Consider the following 19,358-nt stretch of genomic DNA (forward strand, 5'->3'; position numbering starts at 1 on the left):
GCGCCTCCTGGCCTCCGAGCTCCGCCGGTTGCACCCGACGTCGCGGTGACGCTCTCGCCCCCTGCCGAGGCCGGACTCGCGCGCCTCCTACCAGGACCTTTCCAACTACCGGACGACCTCAGTGATCGTCATCGCACAACCCGCCACCGCCTCCGGCTGACCCCCACCCAAAAGATCTTCGTAAAAGATTTGCTCGATCCGACTGGCATATGCCACTCTGTTGGACAGTGGACTTATCCACTTATCCAACAGAGTGGCACGGCGGCCAAACCGCCGCGCCAGACGGAACGGGTGATCACATGGCGGTACCGTCACGCATCCCAGTGCGCTTCGAGGATGTCTTCCCGGCGGGTGCGTTTGTGCTGGGGGTGGAGGCGTCGAACGACTACGACAAGGTGAAGGCGAACCTGTCGGATGTGCAGGCGCGGGACAAGGACACCGGCGAGCGGGTGTGGGTGGTGCGGGTGCTGGACGCGGACCCGACGGCCCGGCAGGCCGAGGTGAAGGTGAAGATCACGGGTGAGGTGCAGCCGGTTCCGCCGGAGGTGATGCCGGGGACGCCGTTTCGGCCGGTGGTGTTCGAGGGTTTGACGGTGACGCCGTGGGTGGACACCAACGGGTCCCGTCCGCGGCAGGGTTTCGCGTTTCGGGCGGCGGCGATGGTGGCCGTGGGCCAGTCGGGCCGGCGGGCTGCGGCGGTGGCGGCATGAGCGGCGAGGAACGGACGCCGTCGTACCTGTCGGTGGGTCTGTCCGTCGGCGGGGACTGGCGGGTGACCTGCCATACCTACCCGGACCGCGGGCCGATCCTGACCGTCGATGCCGCCGGGATGTCGCTGGTCGTCTCGGCTAAGCAGAGCACCCCGGACGCCAATCACCTCGATTTCGCGTACGCGCTGCTGGCCGCGGTGAACGACTATCTCATCGCCTGCGAAACCCACCGGTTCGATGCCGAGGAAGCAGCGAACGCTTCGACTGACGTTACCGAAACGGCGGCCGCGGTAGAGAACCGCGCCGCATAGCACCACCCTTCCCCTTCCGGCCGGCGGCCCGGACCTTCTTTTTTCGCTCCGGGCCCGCCCGCCGTTTTCCCCATTCGCATATCCCTGTGGTTCCTTGCGCTCGAAAACAGGTGGTATTTGTCATGTCCAGAATCAGCGGTGACAAGGCGTCGCCGCGCATTCCCACCCGCAACGACAAGATGCGGGTGCCGTTGTGGATGCTGCTCCTCGCCGTCGCCGGGAAGGGCCTGTGGCTCGTCGTCCGCTGGGGCTTCCGCCACCGGGTCGCGGTCGCCGTCGTGGTCGGCCTGCTGCTGTTCGTCCACCGCTTCGGACCGCTCGGTCTCGCCGCGCTGGCCGGCGGGCTGTTCCTGGTGACCGTGGTGTGGTCGCGGCTGCACCCGCGGTCGTGCGCCTGGGCGGGCCGCTGGCTGTGGGGCCGGACCCGACTCGCGTTCATCTACCGCTGGCGGTGGCGGGCGGCGATGGTCCACACCGACCTGGCCATCCGCATGCCGATGTCGACCGGCGACCAGGTGACGTTCGACGAGTACTTCCCGCGTATCCGCACGATCCGTTCCACGCGGGCTGTGGACACCCTGCGGGTGGAACTGCTGCCCGGTCAGACCCCCGAGCAGTGGGCCGGGCAGGGCGAGGCGCTGCGGCATGTCTTCCGGGCCCGGCGCTGCCAGGTGCAGGCCGAGACGTTCCGCTTCGTCCGGCTGCACTTCCACCGCCGCGACACCCTCACCCGTCCCGTCACCCCCGCGGACCTCGACAGCACGGATGCCGGTCCGGGCGACGCCGACCCTGACCCGGCCGACGTCGACTCGGACCGCGCACCCGTCCACGCCGCTTACGCCCGGCTCGTCGCCGGTCTGTCGGCGGTCCCGGTGGGCCGCTGTGAGGACGGATCGGCCTGGACGCTGCCCGTGCGTGGGACGCATGTCCTCGTCGCCGGTGCCACCGGCGCGGGGAAGGGTTCAGTGCTGTGGTCGCTGCTGCGCGGCCTCGGACCGGCGGTGCGCGCGGGGCTGGTGGAGCTGTGGGTGTGCGATCCGAAGGGCGGGATGGAACTCGCCTTCGGCCGGGCGATGTTCAGCCGGTTCGCCACCACCACGGACACCATCGCCGATCTTCTCGATGACGCCGTGCCGGTGATGCAGGACCGGACGGCGCGGCTGTCCGGTGTGACCCGGCTGCACACCCCGACCGTCGGCGAACCGTTGATCGTCCTGGTCGTCGACGAGATCGCCTCGCTGACCGCGTACGTGACCGACCGGGAGCTGAAGAAGCGGATCGGTGCGGCGCTGCCGCTGCTGCTGTCGCAGGGCCGGGCGCCCGGTGTGGTGGTCCTGGCGGCGGTGCAGGACCCGCGCAAGGAGGTGCTTCCGTTCCGGGACCTGTTCCCGGTCCGGGTGGCGCTGCGGATGACCGAACCCGACCAGGCCGACCTCGTTCTTGGCTCCGGTGCCCGGGACCGGGGCGCCCGCGCCGAGGAGATCCCGCTGTCGCTGCCCGGGGTCGGCTACGTCCTGCGCGACGGCAACCCCGACCCGATCCGGGTCCGGGCCGCGTTCATCGACGACGACGAGATCACCCGCACCGTGCACACCTACCGACCCGCAGCCCCTGGCGGCTGGGTGCCTGACCTTGATGCCTTCACCGGCCACGACCCCGACGACGTCCCCGACCGGCTCGACGATGCCGCGTGACCGCGCCACTCCTCGGACCTGACCCGGCCGCTCCCGTCCCGTCCCCGGGGGGCGGTGAGCGTCCGGGTTCCCGGGCCGCCCGGATGCGGATGCCCCTGGCTCGTCATGTCGTCGAGGCCGTCGCGGTGGAGAACGGGGTGTGTATCCGGCCGATGCCGATGCGCCGGACCAACCTGGACACCGGCGAAACACAGATCATTCCCGTGCCCTGCGGCGCCACGTTGGCATCGACATGTCCTCCGTGTGCGGAGAAAGCGCGTCGGCTGCGGATGGCGCAGTGCAAGACCGGCTGGCACCTCGACGACGAACCGGTCCCCGACCCCGACCCGCCGTCTGACGACGCCAAGGCCCTGGCGACCCTGCGCGCGGATCTCGAAGCGGCCCGCGCCGATGTCCTGGCGGCCGGCGACACCGGGCAGGCCGGGGAGATCGACGAGCTGATCGGCCAGGTCGACGACGAACTCGCCGCGCTCGGCGTCCGCGGCAAAGCTGCACCCGACAACCGGGACCGGCCACGCCGCGTCCGCTCGACCCGGCGGCGTCAGGACGCCCCCGATCTGCCTCGGCTCCCTGTCGACCGGCGCACCGTCGGGCGGACCTTCACCGCGGCGGACGGGACGGTGTGGCGGCCGTCGATGTTCCTCACCCTGACCTGCGACACCTACGGACGGGTACACAAGGACGGAACCCCGGTCGACCCGGCGTCCTACGACTACCGGCGGGCGGCGCGGGACGCCATCCACTTCCCGAAGCTGATCGACCGGTTCTGGCAGAACCTACGCCGCGCCGTCGGCTGGGACGTCCAGTACTTCGCCGCGTTGGAACCACAGAAGCGCCTTGCGCCGCACCTGCACGCGGCGATCCGCGGCACCATCCCTCGGATGATGCTGCGCCTGGTCGCAGCAGCGACCTACCACCAGGTCTGGTGGCCGTCGGCCGACCGGCCGGTCTACGACGACCACCGGCTACCCGCCTGGAACGAGAATGCCGGCGGCTACGTCGACCCCGACACCGGCACGCCGCTGCTGTCCTGGGATGACGCACTCGACAGCATCGGCGAGGACGACGAACCCGCCCACGTCGTCCGCTTCGGCCCCCAACTCCGCGCCGACGGGGTCACCGCGAACACGGCCACCACCGGCCGGATGATCGGCTACCTCACCAAATACCTGACCAAAAGCCTCGACGCCTGCCACGACATCGCCAGCGACCCACAACGACGCCACGTCGACCGACTCGCCGACGCCCTACGCCACGAACCCTGCTCCCCGACCTGCGCGAACTGGCTGCGCTACGGCATCCAACCCCGCAACACCCGCCCCGGACTGGTACCCGGACGGTGCAAGGGCAAGGTCCACCGGCGGGAAACCCTCGGCTTCGGCGGCCGACGCGTCCTGGTCTCGCGACGCTGGTCCGGCAAGACCCTCACCGACCACCGACACGACCGGGTCGCCTTCATCCGCCAGCAACTCGAAACCCTCGGCCACACCGGCGACGGACCGGCCGGCGAACCGGCCACGGACCGCACCGCCTGGCAGCTCCTGCGCCCCGGCGACCCTGCCGCACCCCGCCGCGAACACCTCCTGTTGCACGCCGTCGCCCAGCGCCACGCCTGGAGGGCCCAACTCGACGCCGCCCGTGCCGCGGCCGGCGGCGGCCTGCTTCCGGCAACCGGCCCACCACTGCCCGACGCCGCCTGAACCCCACCCCCTGGACATCCACGGAGAGGACCCGTGACCAAGCTCCTGCTCACCCCCACCGAGGCAGCGGAACTCCTCGGCGTCAGCCGCAGCACCGTCTACGAACTCATGAACTCCGGCGACATCGAATCCGTGCGCATCGGCCGGGCACGGCGCATCCCCTCCGCCGCGCTGCACGCCTTCGTCACCCGGCTGCGCGGCGAAGGACACGCCGCATGACCGGCAGACGGTCCCACGCCCCGGCCCGCGGACCACCGGCGGCGGGCACGGCTTCTCGGCAAACCCAAAGACGGTCCCGGCGGGTGCTGGAACACCCCGCCGGGACCTGAGCCCCACCCCTTGGCCTTAACAAGGAGAGAGACCTGTGCCCATCTTCTCGTCCGACGCACACGGCGCATGGCGCACCCCCGGCGACGACCACCCGATGCTCCTCGCCCGAGTCGACCACAACGGCGACCACGAACTCACCCTCCGCCCCGGCGCGGACATCGGCGACCTGGTCGCCCTGCTCGCCACCCTGCCGCCGGACGCCTTCTTCACCGAACACTACGGCGACGTCGACGCCACCCTGATCTTCCGACCGGTCCCCGGACGTCCGGCAACCACCCCGGCCGGCGGGAACCCAGCGGCGGCAAGCGTCATCCGCCCGTAGCGGCACCTGTCGCCCCACCCATTTTTCTTCCGTTCTCTGGTGGCGCCTGAAGCTGTCGGGGTGTCGGACGGGTCCAGGGTCGGCCGCAGGCCGATCGCGCAGCGACGCGCAGCGCCCTGGATGCGGCCGGCGCCCCGGCAGACCATTCCTGCGCCAGAGAACCGGAACCCCACCGGCACCGGGCAATCCCACCCGCGGCCCGCGGTCCTGTTCCCGTTCTTCTTCCGGCAAGGAGCTGTGCTCACCATGCCCACCCACCCCCCGGCGGCGCCCAGGATGGCCCTCGTTCAGGCGCTGACCGACCACCTCGACCGGGCCGCCCGCGGCCAGGGACGCGCCTACCCACAGGCCGACGGAGAGACCAAGTTCGCCTGCGACATGGAAGCCAGCCCCTACGGCTGCCCTTGGTGCGACGCGGTCGAATGGCCGGGCGGCAACCCGCTGGACGTGGCCTGATGGCCGCGCGGTCCGCCGGTGCAGACGACCGGCAGAAGCGGCGACGCTCACAGGGCGAGGGCGCCTTGTTCCAGCGGTCCAGCGATGGCATGTGGGTCGGTCGCCTGGATCTCGGCTGGGAGGGCGGTAAACGCGTCCGGAAGACGGTCTACGCCAAGACCGAGAAGGAATGCCGGCAGAAGCTCGACAAGGTCAAGCGCGCGGCGGAACTCGGCGTCAACGTCACCGCCGAGCGCCGGACGACGGCGGTATGGCTGGGGGAGTGGCTGGAAATCAAGGAAGGGGATGGAACCCGGGCCTCTACGCTCCGCGCCTACCGGTGGCTGATCAACACGCACATCATCCCGGTGATCGGCCGTGTCCAGCTCGACAAGCTAACCCCGCTGGACGTGCGGCGGCTCGTCAGCACGGCGAGGAAGACCGGCCTGTCCGCCGGAAGTATCCGGCACGTGCACAGCCTGATCCGCAACGCCCTGGCGGGAGCCGAACGGCTCGACCTGGTCGCGCGCAACGTGGCGAAGGCGGTCAAGGCGCCCCCCGTGCCCCGTCATGAGGTGCGCGCGCTGCGGCCGGAAGAGGCACGCCGGCTCGTCGAGGTCCTCCGCGGCGAACGGCTCGAAGCAGTCTTCGCCTGCGGCCTGATGCTCGGGCTCCGGCGTGGCGAAATTCTCGGCCTGCGCTGGACGGATGTGGACCTGGGCGGCGCCACGCTCCACGTCCGGCAGACGCTGTAACGGGTGGACGGCTCGTTGCGGTTCGTCCCGGCGAAGACGGACCGTTCACACCGGAAGCTGCCGATCCCACCCCGGCTGGTGACGATCCTGCGGCGACACCGCGCCACGCAGACCGCGGAACGGACGGGACTCGGCGACGCGTGGACGGAAACCGGCCTGGTGTTCACCTCGTCGGTCGGGACGCCCCTGGAGCCGCGCAACGTCAACCGGCGGTTCGAGGTCCTGCGCCGTCAGGCCGACCTGCCGTGGCTTCGGCTGCATGACCTTCGCCACGCGTTCGCGTCGATGCTCTTCGCCGAGGGGGTGCCGGCCCGGACGGTGATGGAGCTGCTCGGGCACTCCACGATCCAGCTCACCATGAACACCTACACCCACGTGATGCCCGAAACGCAGCGCGACGCGGTCGACCGACTTGACCGGATCTTCGGCGAACCGACGCACAGCGACGACAACGAACCCGACGAGAACGACGGCGAGGGACTGGCGGGCTGACGCTGTACCCAAGGAACCAGGGGCGCCCCGGATGGCTGTGTACCTCGCGCAGCGGTCCGGGGCCGTCTGCCGTCTCTGGCGCCGAGGCGCGAAGAGCTAGGGTACAAACTTGGGTACAGAGATCACTCTAAATACATCACCGAAAGTCATATGACCTGGTGGGAGCGGGTGCGCCGTCAGGGACTTGAACCCCGAACCCGCGGATTAAGAGTCCGCTGCTCTGCCAATTGAGCTAACGGCGCGTTGCCTTCGCGTTCCCTGGCGGTTCCCGCGTCGACATGGAGAACTCTACCAGGCATCGCGGGCGTGTGGATGAGGGGGGTGGGTCGGACCTGCGGGGCGAGGCGCTGGGGCGGCGGGCGTCGACGTGCCTGTGGGACCGGCGTGGACGGGCGGATCCGGGGCAAGGTGTGGTCCGGGCCCGGAGCGGTCCGGGCATCAACCGGGTTCCGGGGATGTTTCGCTGATAGACATAGCTGACCGCGATCGGATGCCGTGCGACGTACGGTCGAGGTGGGGCTGCCGATCGGCGTCGCGGCCTGATGTGGCGTCTTCGCCGTCGCCCGCGGCCCGCGCGTCCGGGACCGGTGCCCGCGCCCCGCCCGTGCATGGCCGGATCCATCGGAACCTGCTGACCTGGAGGTCCACCGCGAGCCCCGAAGCATCCTCAGCCGAGACGCCCCGCTTCGCCGGCGAGCCGTCTCGCTCCGCGCATCCCGTTGCCGATCCGGCCCAACCAGGGGGATCGGAGCTTCCGCACCAGGACCGCCGACGCGGCGCAACGACGGACCCGCCGCCGAGCGAGATCGCGCCGCCGAACAAGGGCCCTGCGACGGGCGGGAGCGGGGCTCGGGCGGACGGCCCGCAGCGTGACGAGGCGGATCGGTGGTTGCGGCGGCTGGGGCGGCAGGTCCTGGTCTACCGCCGCAACGTCATCCTCGCGTTCGGCGCGGCGCTGCTCGGCACGCTCGTCACCGCCGCCGTCCCGCTGGTCGAGCGGCAGGTCATCGACAACGTCGTCGTCACCCACCGGCACTCGCTGACCCCGTACCTGGTCGTCCTGCTCGCCGCGGGTGTGGCCATCTTCGCCACCGCGTTCGTGCGGCGGTATGTGGGCGGACGGCTGTCGCTGGACGTCCAGTACGACCTGCGTGACGAGGTCTTCAGCACCATCGAGCGGCTCGACGGGGCCCGGCAGGACCAGGTCCAGACCGGGCAGGTGGTCAGCCGGGCGATCTCGGACGTCGGCGCCATTCAGGGACTGCTGTCGTACCTGCCGATGGTCGTCGGCAACCTGGTGCTGTTCATCGCCTCCCTGGTGGCGATGGCGTGGCTGTCGCCGCTGTTGACCCTCATCGCCCTCGCCATGGGGCCGGCGCTGTTCCTGCTCGGCCTGCGGGCTCGCAAGACCGTGTTTCCCGCCACCTGGGCGGCCCAGCAGCAGGCCGGGGAGGTCGCGGGGGCCGTCGAGGAGGCGGTCGCCGGGGTTCGGGTGGTGAAGGGCTTCGGGCAGGAGGACCGGGAGCTCGGGCGGCTCGCCGGGCACGCCCGGACGCTGTTCGCGCTGCGGATGCGGGCCGTGAGGATCACCAGCCGGTTCGGCGCGGCGATGCAGGCGGTGCCGGCACTCGGGCAGGTCGCGGTGCTGGCGCTCGGCGGCTGGCTGGCGCTGACCGACCGGATCACCCTCGGCACCTTCCTCGCGTTCAGCACCTACCTCGGGGCGCTCATCGGCCCGACCCGTACCCTCGCCGGGTTGCTCACCGTCGGCCAGCAGGCCAAGGCCAGCACGGTGCGCATCTTCGAGATCATCGACTCCCATCCGGCGATCACCGACGCGCCGGACGCCACCGTCCTCGACACCGCCCGTGGGCTGATCGAGCTGGACGGGGTGACCTTCGGCTACCTCCCGTCGCGGCCGGTGCTGCGCGACATCAGCCTGCGCATCTCCCCGGGCGAGACGGTGGCCCTCGTCGGCACCTCCGGCTCCGGCAAGTCGACGATCTCCCAGCTCCTGCCCCGCTTCTACGACCCGCAGGGCGGCACGGTCCGCCTCGACGGCCACGACGTCCGCACGCTGACGCTGGCCTCGCTGCGTGACCAGATCGGGGTGGTGTTCGAGGACAGCTTCCTGTTCTCCGACACGGTCCGGGCGAACATCTCCTACGGCCGACCCGACGCCACCGACGACCAGATCGTCGCCGCGGCCCGGGCCGCGCAGGCCGACGGCTTCATCCGCGACCTGCCGAACGGCTACAACACCGTCGTCGGCGAGCAGGGCCTGACCCTCTCCGGGGGCCAGCGCCAGCGGGTCGCGCTCGCCCGCGCGCTGCTGACCGACCCGCGGGTGCTGCTCCTCGACGACGCCACCTCCGCGATCGACGCGCGGATCGAGGCCGAGATCCACGCCACGCTGCGTGAGGTCATGCGGGGACGCACCACGCTGCTCATCGCGCACCGCCGCTCCACCCTGCACCTCGCCGACCGGATCGCCGTGCTCGACGCCGGCCGGATCGTCGACATCGGCACCGAGGACGAGCTGGCCGTCCGCAGCCCCCTGTTCCGCCGCCTGCTCGCCGGCCCCGGCGACACCCTCGCCGAGGACGCCGAGGACATCGAGGACATCGAGTCCGGCCAGAAGGAGCAGCTCGTCCCGCCGCCCGGCTCGGTGGTGACAGGAGCGGGGGGCAGGCCACCGTCCGGCGGGGCGTTCGGCGCGGCGCGGTCGGGGCCTCCGTCCGGCGCCGTGCCGTCCGGCGCCGTGCCGTCGGGCTCGGGGCTCGGGGGGGTGCCGTCGGGGCGTGGGTTCGGTTCCGTTCCGGGGGGACGGGGGTTCGGCGGGGGACGATCGGGACGGGTGCTCAGCGGCGGCGGGGCGTTCGGGGACGTGCCGGCGACGCCGGAGCTGCTCGCCCGGGTCGACGCCCTGCCGCCGGCCCGCGACGACCCGCAGGTCGACCAGGCCGCCGCCGCGGCGCCCGACCCGGATTTCACGCTGCGCCGGCTGCTGTCCTGGGTACGCGTCCCGCTCGTGGTGGGACTGCTGCTGGTCGCCCTCGACGCCGTCGCCGGCCTCGCCGTGCCGGCGCTGGTGCGCCACGCGGTCGACGCGGGCGTGAGCGCGCAGGCGCGTGGCGTGCTGTTCGCCACCGCGGGCGTCGCGCTCGCCGTCACCCTCGCCGACTGGCTCGTCCAGATCTGGCAGACCCGGGTCACCGGACGGATGGGCGAGCGGCTGCTCTACGTGCTGCGGGTCAAGACGTTCGCCCAGTTGCAGCGGCTCGGGCTCGACTACTACGAGCGCGAGCTCGCCGGGCGGATCATGACCCGGATGACGACCGACGTCGACGCCCTGTCGACGTTCCTTCAGACCGGCCTGGTCACCGCGATCGTCAGCCTGCTGTCCTTCTTCGGCGTGCTGATCGCGCTGCTGCTGCTCGACGCCCAGCTCGCCCTCGTGGTCATCGCGGTGCTGCCGGTGCTGATCGGGGTGACGGTGGTGTTCCGGCGCCGCTCGTCGGTCGCCTACACCGAGTCCCGGGAGCGGGTCAGCGCGGTCAACGCCTCCCTGCAGGAGAACCTGACGGGGCTGCGCGTCGCGCAGGCGTTCGGGCGGGAGCAGGTCAACCAGGAGCGGTTCCGCGGGCTCGCCGACTCCTATCGGCGTTCCCGGATGCGGGCACAACGGATGATCGCGCTCTACTTCCCCTTCGTGGAGTTCCTCTCCCGTGTCGCGGGTGCCCTCGTGCTGGGCATCGGCGCGCATCTCGCCGTGCACGGATCGCTCTCGGCGGGTGCATTGCTCGCCTTCCTGCTGTACGTCAACCTGTTCTTCTCGCCGGTGCAGCAGCTTTCCCAGGTGTTCGACGGTTACCAGCAGGCGATGGTCGGCCTGCGCCGGCTGTCCGACCTGCTGCGCACCCCGACGTCGACGCCGCCGGACGAGCACCCCCGCCCGGTCGGCCGCCTGTCCGGCGAGGTGGTGCTGGACGACGTGCACTTCGCCTACACCATCGCCGACGGCAGGGCGGCCAACGCCGTCGACGGGGTGAGCCTGCGCATCGCCCCCGGTGAGACGGTCGCGTTCGTCGGCGAGACGGGCGCGGGCAAGTCCACGGTGGTCAAGCTCATCGCCCGGTACTACGACGTCACCGGCGGGGCGATCCGGATCGACGGCGTCGACGTGCGCGAGTTCGACCTGTCGGCGTATCGCCGCCGGCTCGGCGTCGTCCCGCAGGAGCCGTTCGTGTTCTCCGGCTCGATCCGCGACGCCATCGCCTACGCCCGGCCCGACGCCGCCGACGACGAGGTGCGCGCCGCGGCCCGCGCGGTCGGCGCCGACACGTTCATCGACGCCCTGCCCGACGGCTACGACCATGCCGTCGGCGAGCGGGGCCGCGGCCTGTCCGCCGGGCAGCGCCAGCTGCTGGCGCTCGCCCGAGCCGAGCTCGCCGACCCCGACATCCTGCTGTTCGACGAGGCGACCGCCGCCCTGGACCTCGCCACCGAGGCCGCGGTCACCGCCGCCGCCGAGGCGGTCACCACCCGGCGGACCACGATCGTCATCGCCCACCGGCTCACCACCGCCGCCCGCGCCGACCGGGTGGTGGTGATGGCCGACGGCCGCGTCGCCGAGCAGGGGACGCATGCCGATCTCGTCCACGCCGGCGGCCCGTACTCCCGCCTGTGGGCGGCCTTCACGGCCGACACCGAACCCGCCGACCCTGAGCCACCGGGCGACCCTGAGCCACCCGCCGACCCTGAGCCACCGGGCAAGGCTGAGGCGCCAGGCGGCGCTGGGCCCTCCGGGGGCGACCACCAGGTCGGCGAAGCGCCGGAGGAGTCCGGGCTGGCGGACCATTCCGTGATGTCATGATTCGACGCTCCGCCGGTGGGGGAGGCCCTTGGCAGGGCGGACGGAAGTCCGCCGGTGCCGGTCCCGCCGCTGCGGCCGGGACGGCGGCGTCCATCGGAGGAGGGGACTCATGACCACGAACGGTCTGGTGGTTGACGTCGCATGGCCGGAGCTGCCCCGCGGCATCGCGGGCCCGGACGAGCTCGCCGATCAGCTCGATGCCAGCCTGCGCGACCGGGCCGGGATCACCTCCGTCGACCAGCACGGTCTCGCCGTGCGCGTCTACCACCCGCAGGAGGTCGAGGCGCTCGCCGCGGACCTGGCCGACAGGCTGTCGGTCATCGGCATGTCCGACCGCACCTACCTGTCCTGGCGCGATGACCTGGGCGTGCACCGCCGCTCGGTGACCGGGCGGCGGATGGCGACGACCGGCCGCCGAGTGGCCTGAGCCGCTGGACGCGACGAGTCCTAGGTCCGTGGTGAGCGGCCGCCTGGCGGGCCGGCCACTCGCTGCCCGTCGCCGGAGCCGGTGCCGGGGCTCACGGTGCCGCCTCGGTCGGGACTGTCGCCGGGGTCGGAGTCACCGCCGTCACCGGTGTCGTCGGGCTGGCTGAGGGCCTCCCGGGCGATCGCGGTGCCGTAGCGGACCGCGCCGGGGGAGGGCACCGGGCAGGCGGTCATCGGCGGTTGGACCAGCGGGCAGAAGTGGGTGCCGTCCGGGCTGCGCACCGTGACCATCCCACCGGGGCCGCAGGTTTCCCCGACGGCGCAGGGCAGCGTCGCGGCATAGCGCCCGTCAGCGGTGATCGCCCGGCCGGCGGGGGCGACGCGGGTGCGCTGGTGGGTCGCGGCGATCTGCCGCCACACCCGGTCCAGCGGGGTGAGCCCGGCGGCGTCGACCGGCTGGTCGCGCCGGGGCGGGGCGTCGACGAGGACGACCTCGGTGCCCCGGCCGGTCAACACCTCGACCGCCTGCGTGACGTCCTCCCGGTAGGCGGTCACCAGGTCCCGTCCCCGCATGCACGCCGTGCCCTGGTTACCGGAGAAGGCCAGCGCGGCCACGGTCGGCCGCCATCGTCGGGACTGGTCGCGGATGTCGGTCAGCCAGTCGCAGGGCGCGGTGCCGCCCCAGGTGCGCACCAGGACCTGGCTGTGCCCATCGGCGCGCACCGTCCGGCTGAACGACGCACCCGCCTCCCAGGCCAACGAGTCACCCCACATCGCCACCCGCGGGTGGTCGTGGGACGTGCGGTTGACGGCCACCGTTCCCGCCACGAGCACGACCGCGACGACGAACAACCAGCCGATCGGGCCCAGCCGTCCGATCCGCACCCTCCGCCCTTCCTCGACGCGCCCCACCCACGGCGCCCTCTCGACAGCGGCCTTCCGACGACGCCCTCCCGACGGCGCCCTCTCGACAGCGCCCTCTCGACAGCGGCCTCTCGGCGGCGCCCGCCCCTGTGCGCCCGGCCGGGCGGCAGGCGCACAACCCATGCCCATGCCGGGCGGGCATCGACCGGTATCCCTCCATGGTGCCTACGGGTCGGTGCGATCGAGGCACTACCCGCCTATCTCCCCACCCGTTGGGTGTGCTCTGGGTGGCACGTGGGTGGTGTGGGCCGTGGCCGGACCCCCGTGGGCGCGGGTGACGCGGGTCTCCGTCACCACTCGCCGGCGGCGCGCAGCCGGTGCGGCCGACCGTCGGGATCGTAGATCGAGCGGTAAACCGGTGCCGACCAGGCCCGACGCAACCGGCTCAGCCGGGCCGGGCGGTGCGGGCGGACGCGCCCCGGCGGCCGGTCCCCGACCCGTCCGCCGTCGTGCCAGGCGGCCAGGTCCTCGGCGCGGGCGCGGAACGCCGCGAAGCCCGTCGCCGGGTCGAGCAGCTCGTCGTCCGGGCCCTCCCAGTCGAGATGCTCGCGCCACAGCCCCAGCCGCAGGTCGCGGGCAAACACCCGGGCGCCGTCGCCCAGCCCGGCCGGATCACGCGGCTCGCGTGGATCCAGCGTGTCGTCGATCGTCGCGACGGCCAGTTCGCTGTCGTGCGTCCACGATCGGCGGTTGAGGTTGTCCGACCCCACCGACGCCCACACGTCGTCGACCGTCACCGCCTTGGCATGCACGTACACGGGGGTTCCGGCGTGGTTCTCGACGTCGTAGACGCCGACCCGGTCGCCGCCGGCCGCCCGGCACAGCTCCAGCGCCTGCTCGCGGCCGACCAGGTTCGGCGGCAGCGAGAACCGCCCGCCCTGGGTCGGATGGCGCGGCACCACGATGATCAGGTGCAGCTCCGGGGAGCGGCGCAGCGCGTCGGCGAACAGGCGGGCCACCTCTGCGGACCACATGTACTGGTCCTCCAGATAGATCAACCGACGGGCGCGGCGGAGCACCTTCTGGTAGGCGCGGGCGATCGAGCGTTCGCCCGCGCGGGCGAACGGGTACGCCGGGTGCAGCTTGCGGGGGTAGGTCCGCAGGACCTGGACGTTGTGCGGGCCGGCCGCCGGCGGATCGGGCTGCTGGGCGGGCAGCTCGTCGGTCCGGGTCGCCACCGGGCGGATCCGGTAGAACAGCCGCCGCAACGGGTTCGGGTTGTCCAGGCTCGACGGGTCGTCCCATCGCTCGCGGAAGGTGTGCTCCAGATCGCCGACGGCCGGGCCGCGCACCTCCACCTGGATGTCGTGCCAGGGCGGGGCGTCACCGTAGGGAGCGGCCATCGGCTGGCTCTGCGGATCGCCCGCGTGGGCCGCGTCGTCGCGCCGGTTGTAGCACAGGTCGATCCCACCGGCGAAGGCCACGCCGGCCGCCGGGTCGCCCGCGGGGCGCGCGACCACCAGCTTCTGGTGGTGGGAGCCGCCGCGGCGCACCCGCTGATCCAGCACGACCCGTGCCCCGGAACTCGTGAGCTTCTCGGCGAGCAGCCGGTTCGGTTTCGAGCTGAACGACAGCAGCTCCAGATGGGACCGCCACATCAGGCCGCGGACCGCCACGCCGCGCCGGGCCGCCCGGCCCAGCACCTCGCCGACCTCGGAGCCGGCGCCGTCCAGGCGCTGGTCGAGATCCCCGCGCCAGTCGGTGAACAGCAGCAGGTCGCCGTCACCGAGTCCCTCGACGACCGCCAGCAGGCGGGTGAAGTAGTCCCGGCCGTGCACGAGGGGCACGACGAGGTTGCCGGCGGTCCACGGTCGGCCGTCGGGATGGCGCCGGTCGAGGTCGGTGCTCGGGTTTCCACGCTCGGCGGCCGTCAGGAACCAGACGGCGAGCACCGCCGCGCCGTCCGGACCGGCGGCGGCCGTCCCACCGTCCGGCTCGCGGGCGGGTGGGGCAGCCGGCGTCGGCTGCGACGGCGGGGTCCGCGGTACCGGCGGGGCGGCCGGAACCGGTAACACGTCCGCAGCCGTGGCCCTCCCATCGCCCGGCACCGTCACCTCACTCGCCACCGGGTCACCCGTCGTCACCTCGCCCGTCGTAACCTCGCCGGTCGTCATCTCGCCCGTCACCGCGTCACCCGTCACCGCGTCACTCGCCCCCACCGCCGACGCATCTCCCGCCTGTGCCATGGACCAGATCACCGATCCCTTCCCCGGGGATGCAACCACCATTCCCTGCTGGTCACCCGATTCCTCGTCGCTCGTCACCCTTTGTCCGTCACGCGCTGACCGACAGTGGTTGTCCGACAGTCGGGAGCCGGGCGGCTGTTCGCGGCGTTCCGCCGCCGTCCGCCGGGTCCTGCACGCCACCGCCCGCGGTCAGATCCGGGCACCCTTGGAGCGGTTGCACCGCCGGCACAGCAGCTGCAGGTTGTTGACGCTGGACGCGCCGCCGCGGCTGAACGGGATCACGTGGTCGAACTCCAGGTGCTCGCCGCCCCCGCACTCGACGCACACCCCGCCGTCGCGCCGCCACACCTCCGCCTTCACCGCCTGCGGGATCGCCCGGCTGGCCCGGCTGCCCGGCGCGATGACCTGCCGCCGGGCGACCCGCAGGATCCCGGCCAGCACCGCGGCGACGTACTGCGGGTCGTCCACGAGGTAGCTGCCCGAGCCACGGGTGGTGGTGGCGGCGATGTCGACGCATCCGCCCCGTGCCTCCACCTCGACGATCTTCGGCAGGCCGAGCTCGGCGCCCCGCCCGGTCTCGCCGAGGAAGCGCAGCTTGCGGTTGGTGGCGAGTAGCCGACCCGGGGCGTGGCGGGGACCGGCCGCGGCCTGCTGGACCAGGGTGGCCGACACGTCGAGGTGCACGATCTCGTCGAGGTCGAGGTGCAGGGAACCCGCGGGCAGCCGGGGCAGCTCACCGGCGCCGATCCGGGCCAACTCCAGGCCACGGGCGAGGCGCTGGCGCAGCGCGTCGAGATCCGGGCCGGCCAGGTGCAGCCGCGCGGCCGCCGCCTCGATGCGGTCGACCTCGGCCGGCTCGATCACCCCGTCGGCGAACGCGAACGCCGCCAGCCGCTCCAGGTGCGCCGGCCCGACCGCCTGGACGATCTCCCAGCCCGCCGACTCCGGGATCCGCTGGTAGCGCAGGTCGGCCCACAGCGGTTCGAGGTCGGCCCCGGTCGGGTCGTCGCGCGTCAGCGACGACACCACGCGGGCCCGCCAGTCCCACAGGTACGCCCGGATCGCCTGCGCGCACTCCTCGCAGGCCGGCGGCCCGCCGAGTAACCGCCACCGTTTGCGAGCGCCGCACCGACCGCAGCTCGCGTCCGACTCCGTGAGGATCGGCGTGGGCGGACCCTGCCAACGCTCCCCGTCCCACCAGCGCATGAGGTCCGGGCGCACCGGATCGGGGTACCAGTCCGCCCGAATCCGCTCCTCCCCGCCACCGCCATCTTCCTCGGTCCCGCCTGCTGCCTCTGCGCCGCCGTCCTCCGCGCCGCCGCCGTCCTCCGCGCCGCCGCCGTCCTCGGCGCCGCCGCCGTCCTCGGCGCCGCCGCCGTCCTCCGCGCCGGCCTCGGACTCGTCGGCTGCGAGGGCGTCCGCGACCTCGGGAAGCACCCGCGTGGGCTCCGCGCCGGTCGACTCTTCACCGATCGGCTCGTCGCCGGTGACATCGTCGCTGGTGACGTCGTCGCTGGTCGGGTAGGTGCTCGTCGGGTAGGTGGCGGTCGGGGCGTCGCCGTCGGGGTCGTCGACGGGGTCATCGGCGCGGTCGTCGGCGGCGCGGTCGTCGGCGCGGACGGCGATGCCGAAACCGCGAGCCAGGCCGGCGAGGCCGCTGTTCCAGCCCTGGGCGACGGCGCGGAACCGCCAGCCGCCCGCCCGGCGGTAGAGCTCCCCGAGCACCAGCGCGTTGACCGGCTCGTCGGGTTCCGCAACGAACCGGCCCACCGGCCGGCCCGCCCGGTCGGTCAGCTCGACGGTGAGGTCGGCCAGCTCGGCGAAGTTTCCCACGTCGACGGACCCGGCGATCACGATCCGGCTCACCGCCGGCTCCACCCGGGGCAGCGTCACCACGAGGCCGGCCGTCCCGGGGCCCGCGGCCGTCAGGGCGACCGCACCCGAGGAGTGGCTCGGCGCGTTGAAGAACACGAAGTCGCCGTCGGAACGAACCCGCTCCTCCTCGGTGACGAGGACGGCGCTGACGTCCACCACCCGGCCTGGCGTCCAGCCGACCGCGACGCGCAGAACCCCGGCGGGAACGGGGATGTTGGCGCCCTTCTGCAGGGCCGGGGCCAGGGTCATGCGGCCTTCCGCGGGTCGGGGCGGGCGACGGCTCACCGCCACCGGCGGCTGCGGCGTCGACACGTCTACGTGGAAGGAATGTATGCCGATCGGCCCGGACGGCGGTCGGTCCTGACATATCGGGCCGGCCGCCGGGTCGCGCTGGGGGCGCGGCGGCACGTGTGGCAGAGTTTGGCGCCATGACGCGGTCCGTCACGACGCGCGGGTCCACCGTGGGACGCCGCGCCGCCCGCACGGCGGTGGCGCTGAGTGCCACGGCAGGTCTCACCTACGGCCTGCCCTCGCTGGCGACGCTGCGCCGGCTGAGGCTGCGGGTCACCCCGGCGCTCGCCGGGGTCGGCGCCGGCGACCACGTCGCGCTCACCTTCGACGACGGGCCCGACCCCGCCTCGACCCCGCAGTTCCTCGACGTGCTCGCCGAGCTCGACGTCCGCTCGACGTTCTTCGTCCTCGGCAGCCTGCTGGAGCGCTCGCCGAGCCTGGCCCGGGAGATGGTCGCCGCCGGTCACGAGCTCGCCGTGCACGGCTGGGACCACCGCCCGATGCTGCTGCGCGGCCCGCGGTCGACCCGCGACCAGCTCGTGCGCACCCGCGACCTGGTCGCCGAGGTCACCGGGCGCACCCCGCGCTTCGTCCGGCCGCCGCACGGCATCCTCTCCGCCGGACTGCTCGTCGCCGCCCGTGACCTGGAACTGACGCCGGTGCTGTGGTCGGCGTGGGGCCGGGACTGGACGGCGGAGGCGACCCCGCGCAGCGTCCTGGACACCCTCGCGCCCGACCTGCGCGGCGGGGCCACCGTGCTGCTGCACGACTGCGACTGCACCTCGGCGCCCGGCGCCTGGCGCAGCGCGCTCGGCGCCCTGCCGGAGCTCGCCGCCCGCTGCGACGACGCCGGCCTGCGCCTGGGCCCCCTCGCCGAGCACGGCCTGCGCGGCCGCTGACCGGCCCCGCCCGCTACCGGCCGGCCCGCTACCGGGCTCCCGCTGCCGGGCTCCCGCTGCCGGGCTCCCGTTACCGGGCTCCCGTTACCGGGCTCCCGTTACCGGTCTCCTGTTACCAGGCGCGGACGATGTCGCGCCCGGCCCCGGCGTCCGGCCAGAACGACGGGGCCGCCCCGTCGAGCAGCTCCCGGACCGACCGGCCGAGCGCGCCCAACGCGGCGAAGGCGAGCGCGCCACCGGTCGAGATCCGCGCGACGCCGAGCTCGGCCAGCTCCGCCACGCCCGGTCCGCCCGGCACCAGCAGGACGTTGACCGGGCGCTCCAGCTCCGCCAGCAGGCTGCGGACGTCCGCCGCGCGGCGCAGCCCCGGGGCGTAGAGGACGTCCGCGCCGGCCTGCTGGTAGCGCTGCAACCGGTCGATCGTGTCGGCGAGGTCGTCCCGGCCGTGGAGGTGGTTCTCGGCGCGGGCGGTGAGGACGAGCCGCCCGGCCGCCGCCTCGACCGCGGCGGTGATCCGCGCGGTGGCCAGGCCGACGTCGTGGATCGGGGCCTGCGGGTCGCCGGTGAAGTCCTCGATCGAGCACCCGGCGAGCCCCGTGGCCACCGCGGCCCGCACCGTCGCCGCGACCTCGGCCGGCTCGGCGCCGTAGCCGCTCTCCAGGTCGGCGGAGACCGGCACCTCCACGGCGGCGACGAGCGCGGCGGCATGCCCGAGCGCCTCCTCGCGGGTCACCGACCGGTCGAGCCGGCCGAGCGTGCCAGCGAACCCGCTGCTCGTCGTCCCCACCGCCAGGCAGCCGACCGCGGCGAGCACCCGCGCCGTCCCCGCGTCCCACGCGTTCGGCATGACCAGCGGCACCCCGGGCCGGTGCAGCTCCCGAAACCGCTCGGTCCGTCCAGCTGCGGCCGTGGCCGTCACGGCGCGGCCACCCGCCGTCCACCGGCCCGCCCCCGGGCCGACCGGACGGTGGGGACCGGCTGCCAGGAATAGATCATCACAGTACGAAGCCTAGACGGAAGCGGCGGTGCTGCCCTGCCTTCCGATCGGCCATCGGGCCGCGAAGCCGCACCGACACCCGCCGGGGCGGTGCGTGGGACGGCAGGCGCGGTACGTGAGATGGCAGGTGCGGTG

General features: G+C 73.3%; 16 protein-coding genes and 1 tRNA gene. 12 read left to right on the forward strand and 5 right to left on the reverse strand.

What is annotated here, in order from left to right:
* Positions 1-299 precede the first annotated feature (299 nt).
* The 9 genes from FRAAL_RS07455 to FRAAL_RS34680 all read left to right on the forward strand — a co-directional run bounded on the left by FRAAL_RS07455 (position 300) and on the right by FRAAL_RS34680 (position 6,749).
* Positions 300-710, forward strand: a complete 411-nt coding sequence (locus FRAAL_RS07455) for a hypothetical protein (RefSeq protein WP_041938979.1) — start codon at positions 300-302, stop codon at positions 708-710.
* Entirely contained in the window at positions 707-1,021 is a 315-nt protein-coding gene (locus FRAAL_RS07460; RefSeq protein ID WP_011602916.1) for a hypothetical protein, read from the forward strand. Before FRAAL_RS07455 ends, FRAAL_RS07460 begins: the two co-directional genes overlap by 4 nt.
* A 122-nt stretch (positions 1,022-1,143) precedes the next feature.
* Positions 1,144-2,715 (forward strand): FtsK/SpoIIIE domain-containing protein, encoded by a 1,572-nt coding sequence (locus FRAAL_RS07465; RefSeq protein WP_041938980.1) that lies wholly within the window; start codon positions 1,144-1,146, stop codon positions 2,713-2,715.
* Entirely contained in the window at positions 2,712-4,415 is a 1,704-nt protein-coding gene (locus FRAAL_RS07470; protein ID WP_011602918.1) for a replication initiator, read from the forward strand. Before FRAAL_RS07465 ends, FRAAL_RS07470 begins: the two co-directional genes overlap by 4 nt.
* 33 nt (positions 4,416-4,448) lie before the next feature.
* The gene (locus FRAAL_RS07475; RefSeq protein WP_011602919.1) at positions 4,449-4,634 is read left to right on the forward strand and encodes a helix-turn-helix domain-containing protein; all 186 of its coding nucleotides are present in this window, start codon (positions 4,449-4,451) and stop codon (positions 4,632-4,634) included.
* A 145-nt stretch (positions 4,635-4,779) separates the two neighbouring features.
* A complete protein-coding gene (locus FRAAL_RS07480; RefSeq protein ID WP_011602920.1) occupies positions 4,780-5,067 on the forward strand; it encodes a hypothetical protein in 288 nt (95 codons plus the stop codon).
* A gap of 246 nt (positions 5,068-5,313) precedes the next feature.
* Positions 5,314-5,523, forward strand: coding sequence for a hypothetical protein (locus FRAAL_RS07485; protein WP_041940273.1), 210 nt, complete (start codon positions 5,314-5,316; stop codon positions 5,521-5,523).
* Positions 5,523-6,257: a site-specific integrase gene (locus FRAAL_RS34675; protein ID WP_231861559.1), complete on the forward strand. Its 735-nt coding sequence runs from the start codon at positions 5,523-5,525 to the stop codon at positions 6,255-6,257. Before FRAAL_RS07485 ends, FRAAL_RS34675 begins: the two co-directional genes overlap by 1 nt.
* Positions 6,258-6,260: 3 nt before the next feature.
* Entirely contained in the window at positions 6,261-6,749 is a 489-nt protein-coding gene (locus FRAAL_RS34680) for a tyrosine-type recombinase/integrase (protein ID WP_231861560.1), read from the forward strand.
* 169 nt (positions 6,750-6,918) lie between these two features.
* On the opposite strand, the gene FRAAL_RS07495 is transcribed toward FRAAL_RS34680, so the two are convergent.
* Positions 6,919-6,991, reverse strand: a tRNA-Lys gene (locus tag FRAAL_RS07495).
* A 647-nt stretch (positions 6,992-7,638) separates the two neighbouring features.
* Between FRAAL_RS07495 and FRAAL_RS07500 the strand changes: the two genes are divergently transcribed.
* The gene (locus FRAAL_RS07500; RefSeq protein ID WP_011602925.1) at positions 7,639-11,625 is read left to right on the forward strand and encodes an ABC transporter ATP-binding protein; all 3,987 of its coding nucleotides are present in this window, start codon (positions 7,639-7,641) and stop codon (positions 11,623-11,625) included.
* 109 nt (positions 11,626-11,734) lie between these two features.
* Positions 11,735-12,052 (forward strand): hypothetical protein, encoded by a 318-nt coding sequence (locus FRAAL_RS07505; protein ID WP_041938981.1) that lies wholly within the window; start codon positions 11,735-11,737, stop codon positions 12,050-12,052.
* Positions 12,053-12,072: 20 nt separating this feature from the next.
* On the opposite strand, the gene FRAAL_RS07510 is transcribed toward FRAAL_RS07505, so the two are convergent.
* The 3 genes from FRAAL_RS07510 to FRAAL_RS07520 all read right to left on the reverse strand — a co-directional run bounded on the left by FRAAL_RS07510 (position 12,073) and on the right by FRAAL_RS07520 (position 17,285).
* Complete coding sequence (locus FRAAL_RS07510; protein ID WP_041938982.1) at positions 12,073-12,936, reverse strand: DUF459 domain-containing protein; 864 nt, start codon at positions 12,934-12,936, stop codon at positions 12,073-12,075.
* Positions 12,937-13,265: 329 nt separating this feature from the next.
* A complete protein-coding gene (locus FRAAL_RS07515; protein ID WP_085949664.1) occupies positions 13,266-15,161 on the reverse strand; it encodes a phospholipase D family protein in 1,896 nt (631 codons plus the stop codon).
* 189 nt (positions 15,162-15,350) lie between these two features.
* A complete protein-coding gene (locus tag FRAAL_RS07520; protein WP_011602929.1) occupies positions 15,351-17,285 on the reverse strand; it encodes a TerD family protein in 1,935 nt (644 codons plus the stop codon).
* A gap of 179 nt (positions 17,286-17,464) precedes the next feature.
* Here FRAAL_RS07520 and FRAAL_RS07525 point away from each other — a divergent pair, with 179 nt between their 5' ends.
* Entirely contained in the window at positions 17,465-18,226 is a 762-nt protein-coding gene (locus FRAAL_RS07525; protein ID WP_041938983.1) for a polysaccharide deacetylase family protein, read from the forward strand.
* Between the two features lie 112 nt (positions 18,227-18,338).
* Here the strand turns inward: FRAAL_RS07525 and FRAAL_RS07530 are convergent, their stop codons facing one another.
* Positions 18,339-19,145, reverse strand: coding sequence for an isocitrate lyase/PEP mutase family protein (locus FRAAL_RS07530; protein ID WP_011602931.1), 807 nt, complete (start codon positions 19,143-19,145; stop codon positions 18,339-18,341).
* Positions 19,146-19,358: the final 213 nt, after the last annotated feature.

It is taken from the genome of Frankia alni ACN14a (assembly GCF_000058485.1).
Taxonomy (GTDB): domain Bacteria; phylum Actinomycetota; class Actinomycetes; order Frankiales; family Frankiaceae; genus Frankia; species Frankia alni.

Bases quoted from the DNA above. Each gene is read 5' to 3' on its own strand.
- FRAAL_RS07455 (WP_041938979.1), top strand. From the start codon at position 300: ATGGCGGTACCGTCACGCATCCCAGTGCGCTTCGAGGATGTCTTCCCG.
- FRAAL_RS07460 (WP_011602916.1), top strand. From the start codon at position 707: ATGAGCGGCGAGGAACGGACGCCGTCGTACCTGTCGGTGGGTCTGTCC.
- FRAAL_RS07465 (WP_041938980.1), top strand. From the start codon at position 1,144: ATGTCCAGAATCAGCGGTGACAAGGCGTCGCCGCGCATTCCCACCCGC.
- FRAAL_RS07485 (WP_041940273.1), top strand. From the start codon at position 5,314: ATGCCCACCCACCCCCCGGCGGCGCCCAGGATGGCCCTCGTTCAGGCG.
- FRAAL_RS34675 (WP_231861559.1), top strand. From the start codon at position 5,523: ATGGCCGCGCGGTCCGCCGGTGCAGACGACCGGCAGAAGCGGCGACGC.
- FRAAL_RS07505 (WP_041938981.1), top strand. From the start codon at position 11,735: ATGACCACGAACGGTCTGGTGGTTGACGTCGCATGGCCGGAGCTGCCC.
- FRAAL_RS07515 (WP_085949664.1), bottom strand. From the start codon at position 15,161: ATGGCACAGGCGGGAGATGCGTCGGCGGTGGGGGCGAGTGACGCGGTG.
- FRAAL_RS07520 (WP_011602929.1), bottom strand. From the start codon at position 17,285: ATGACCCTGGCCCCGGCCCTGCAGAAGGGCGCCAACATCCCCGTTCCC.
- FRAAL_RS07525 (WP_041938983.1), top strand. From the start codon at position 17,465: ATGACGCGGTCCGTCACGACGCGCGGGTCCACCGTGGGACGCCGCGCC.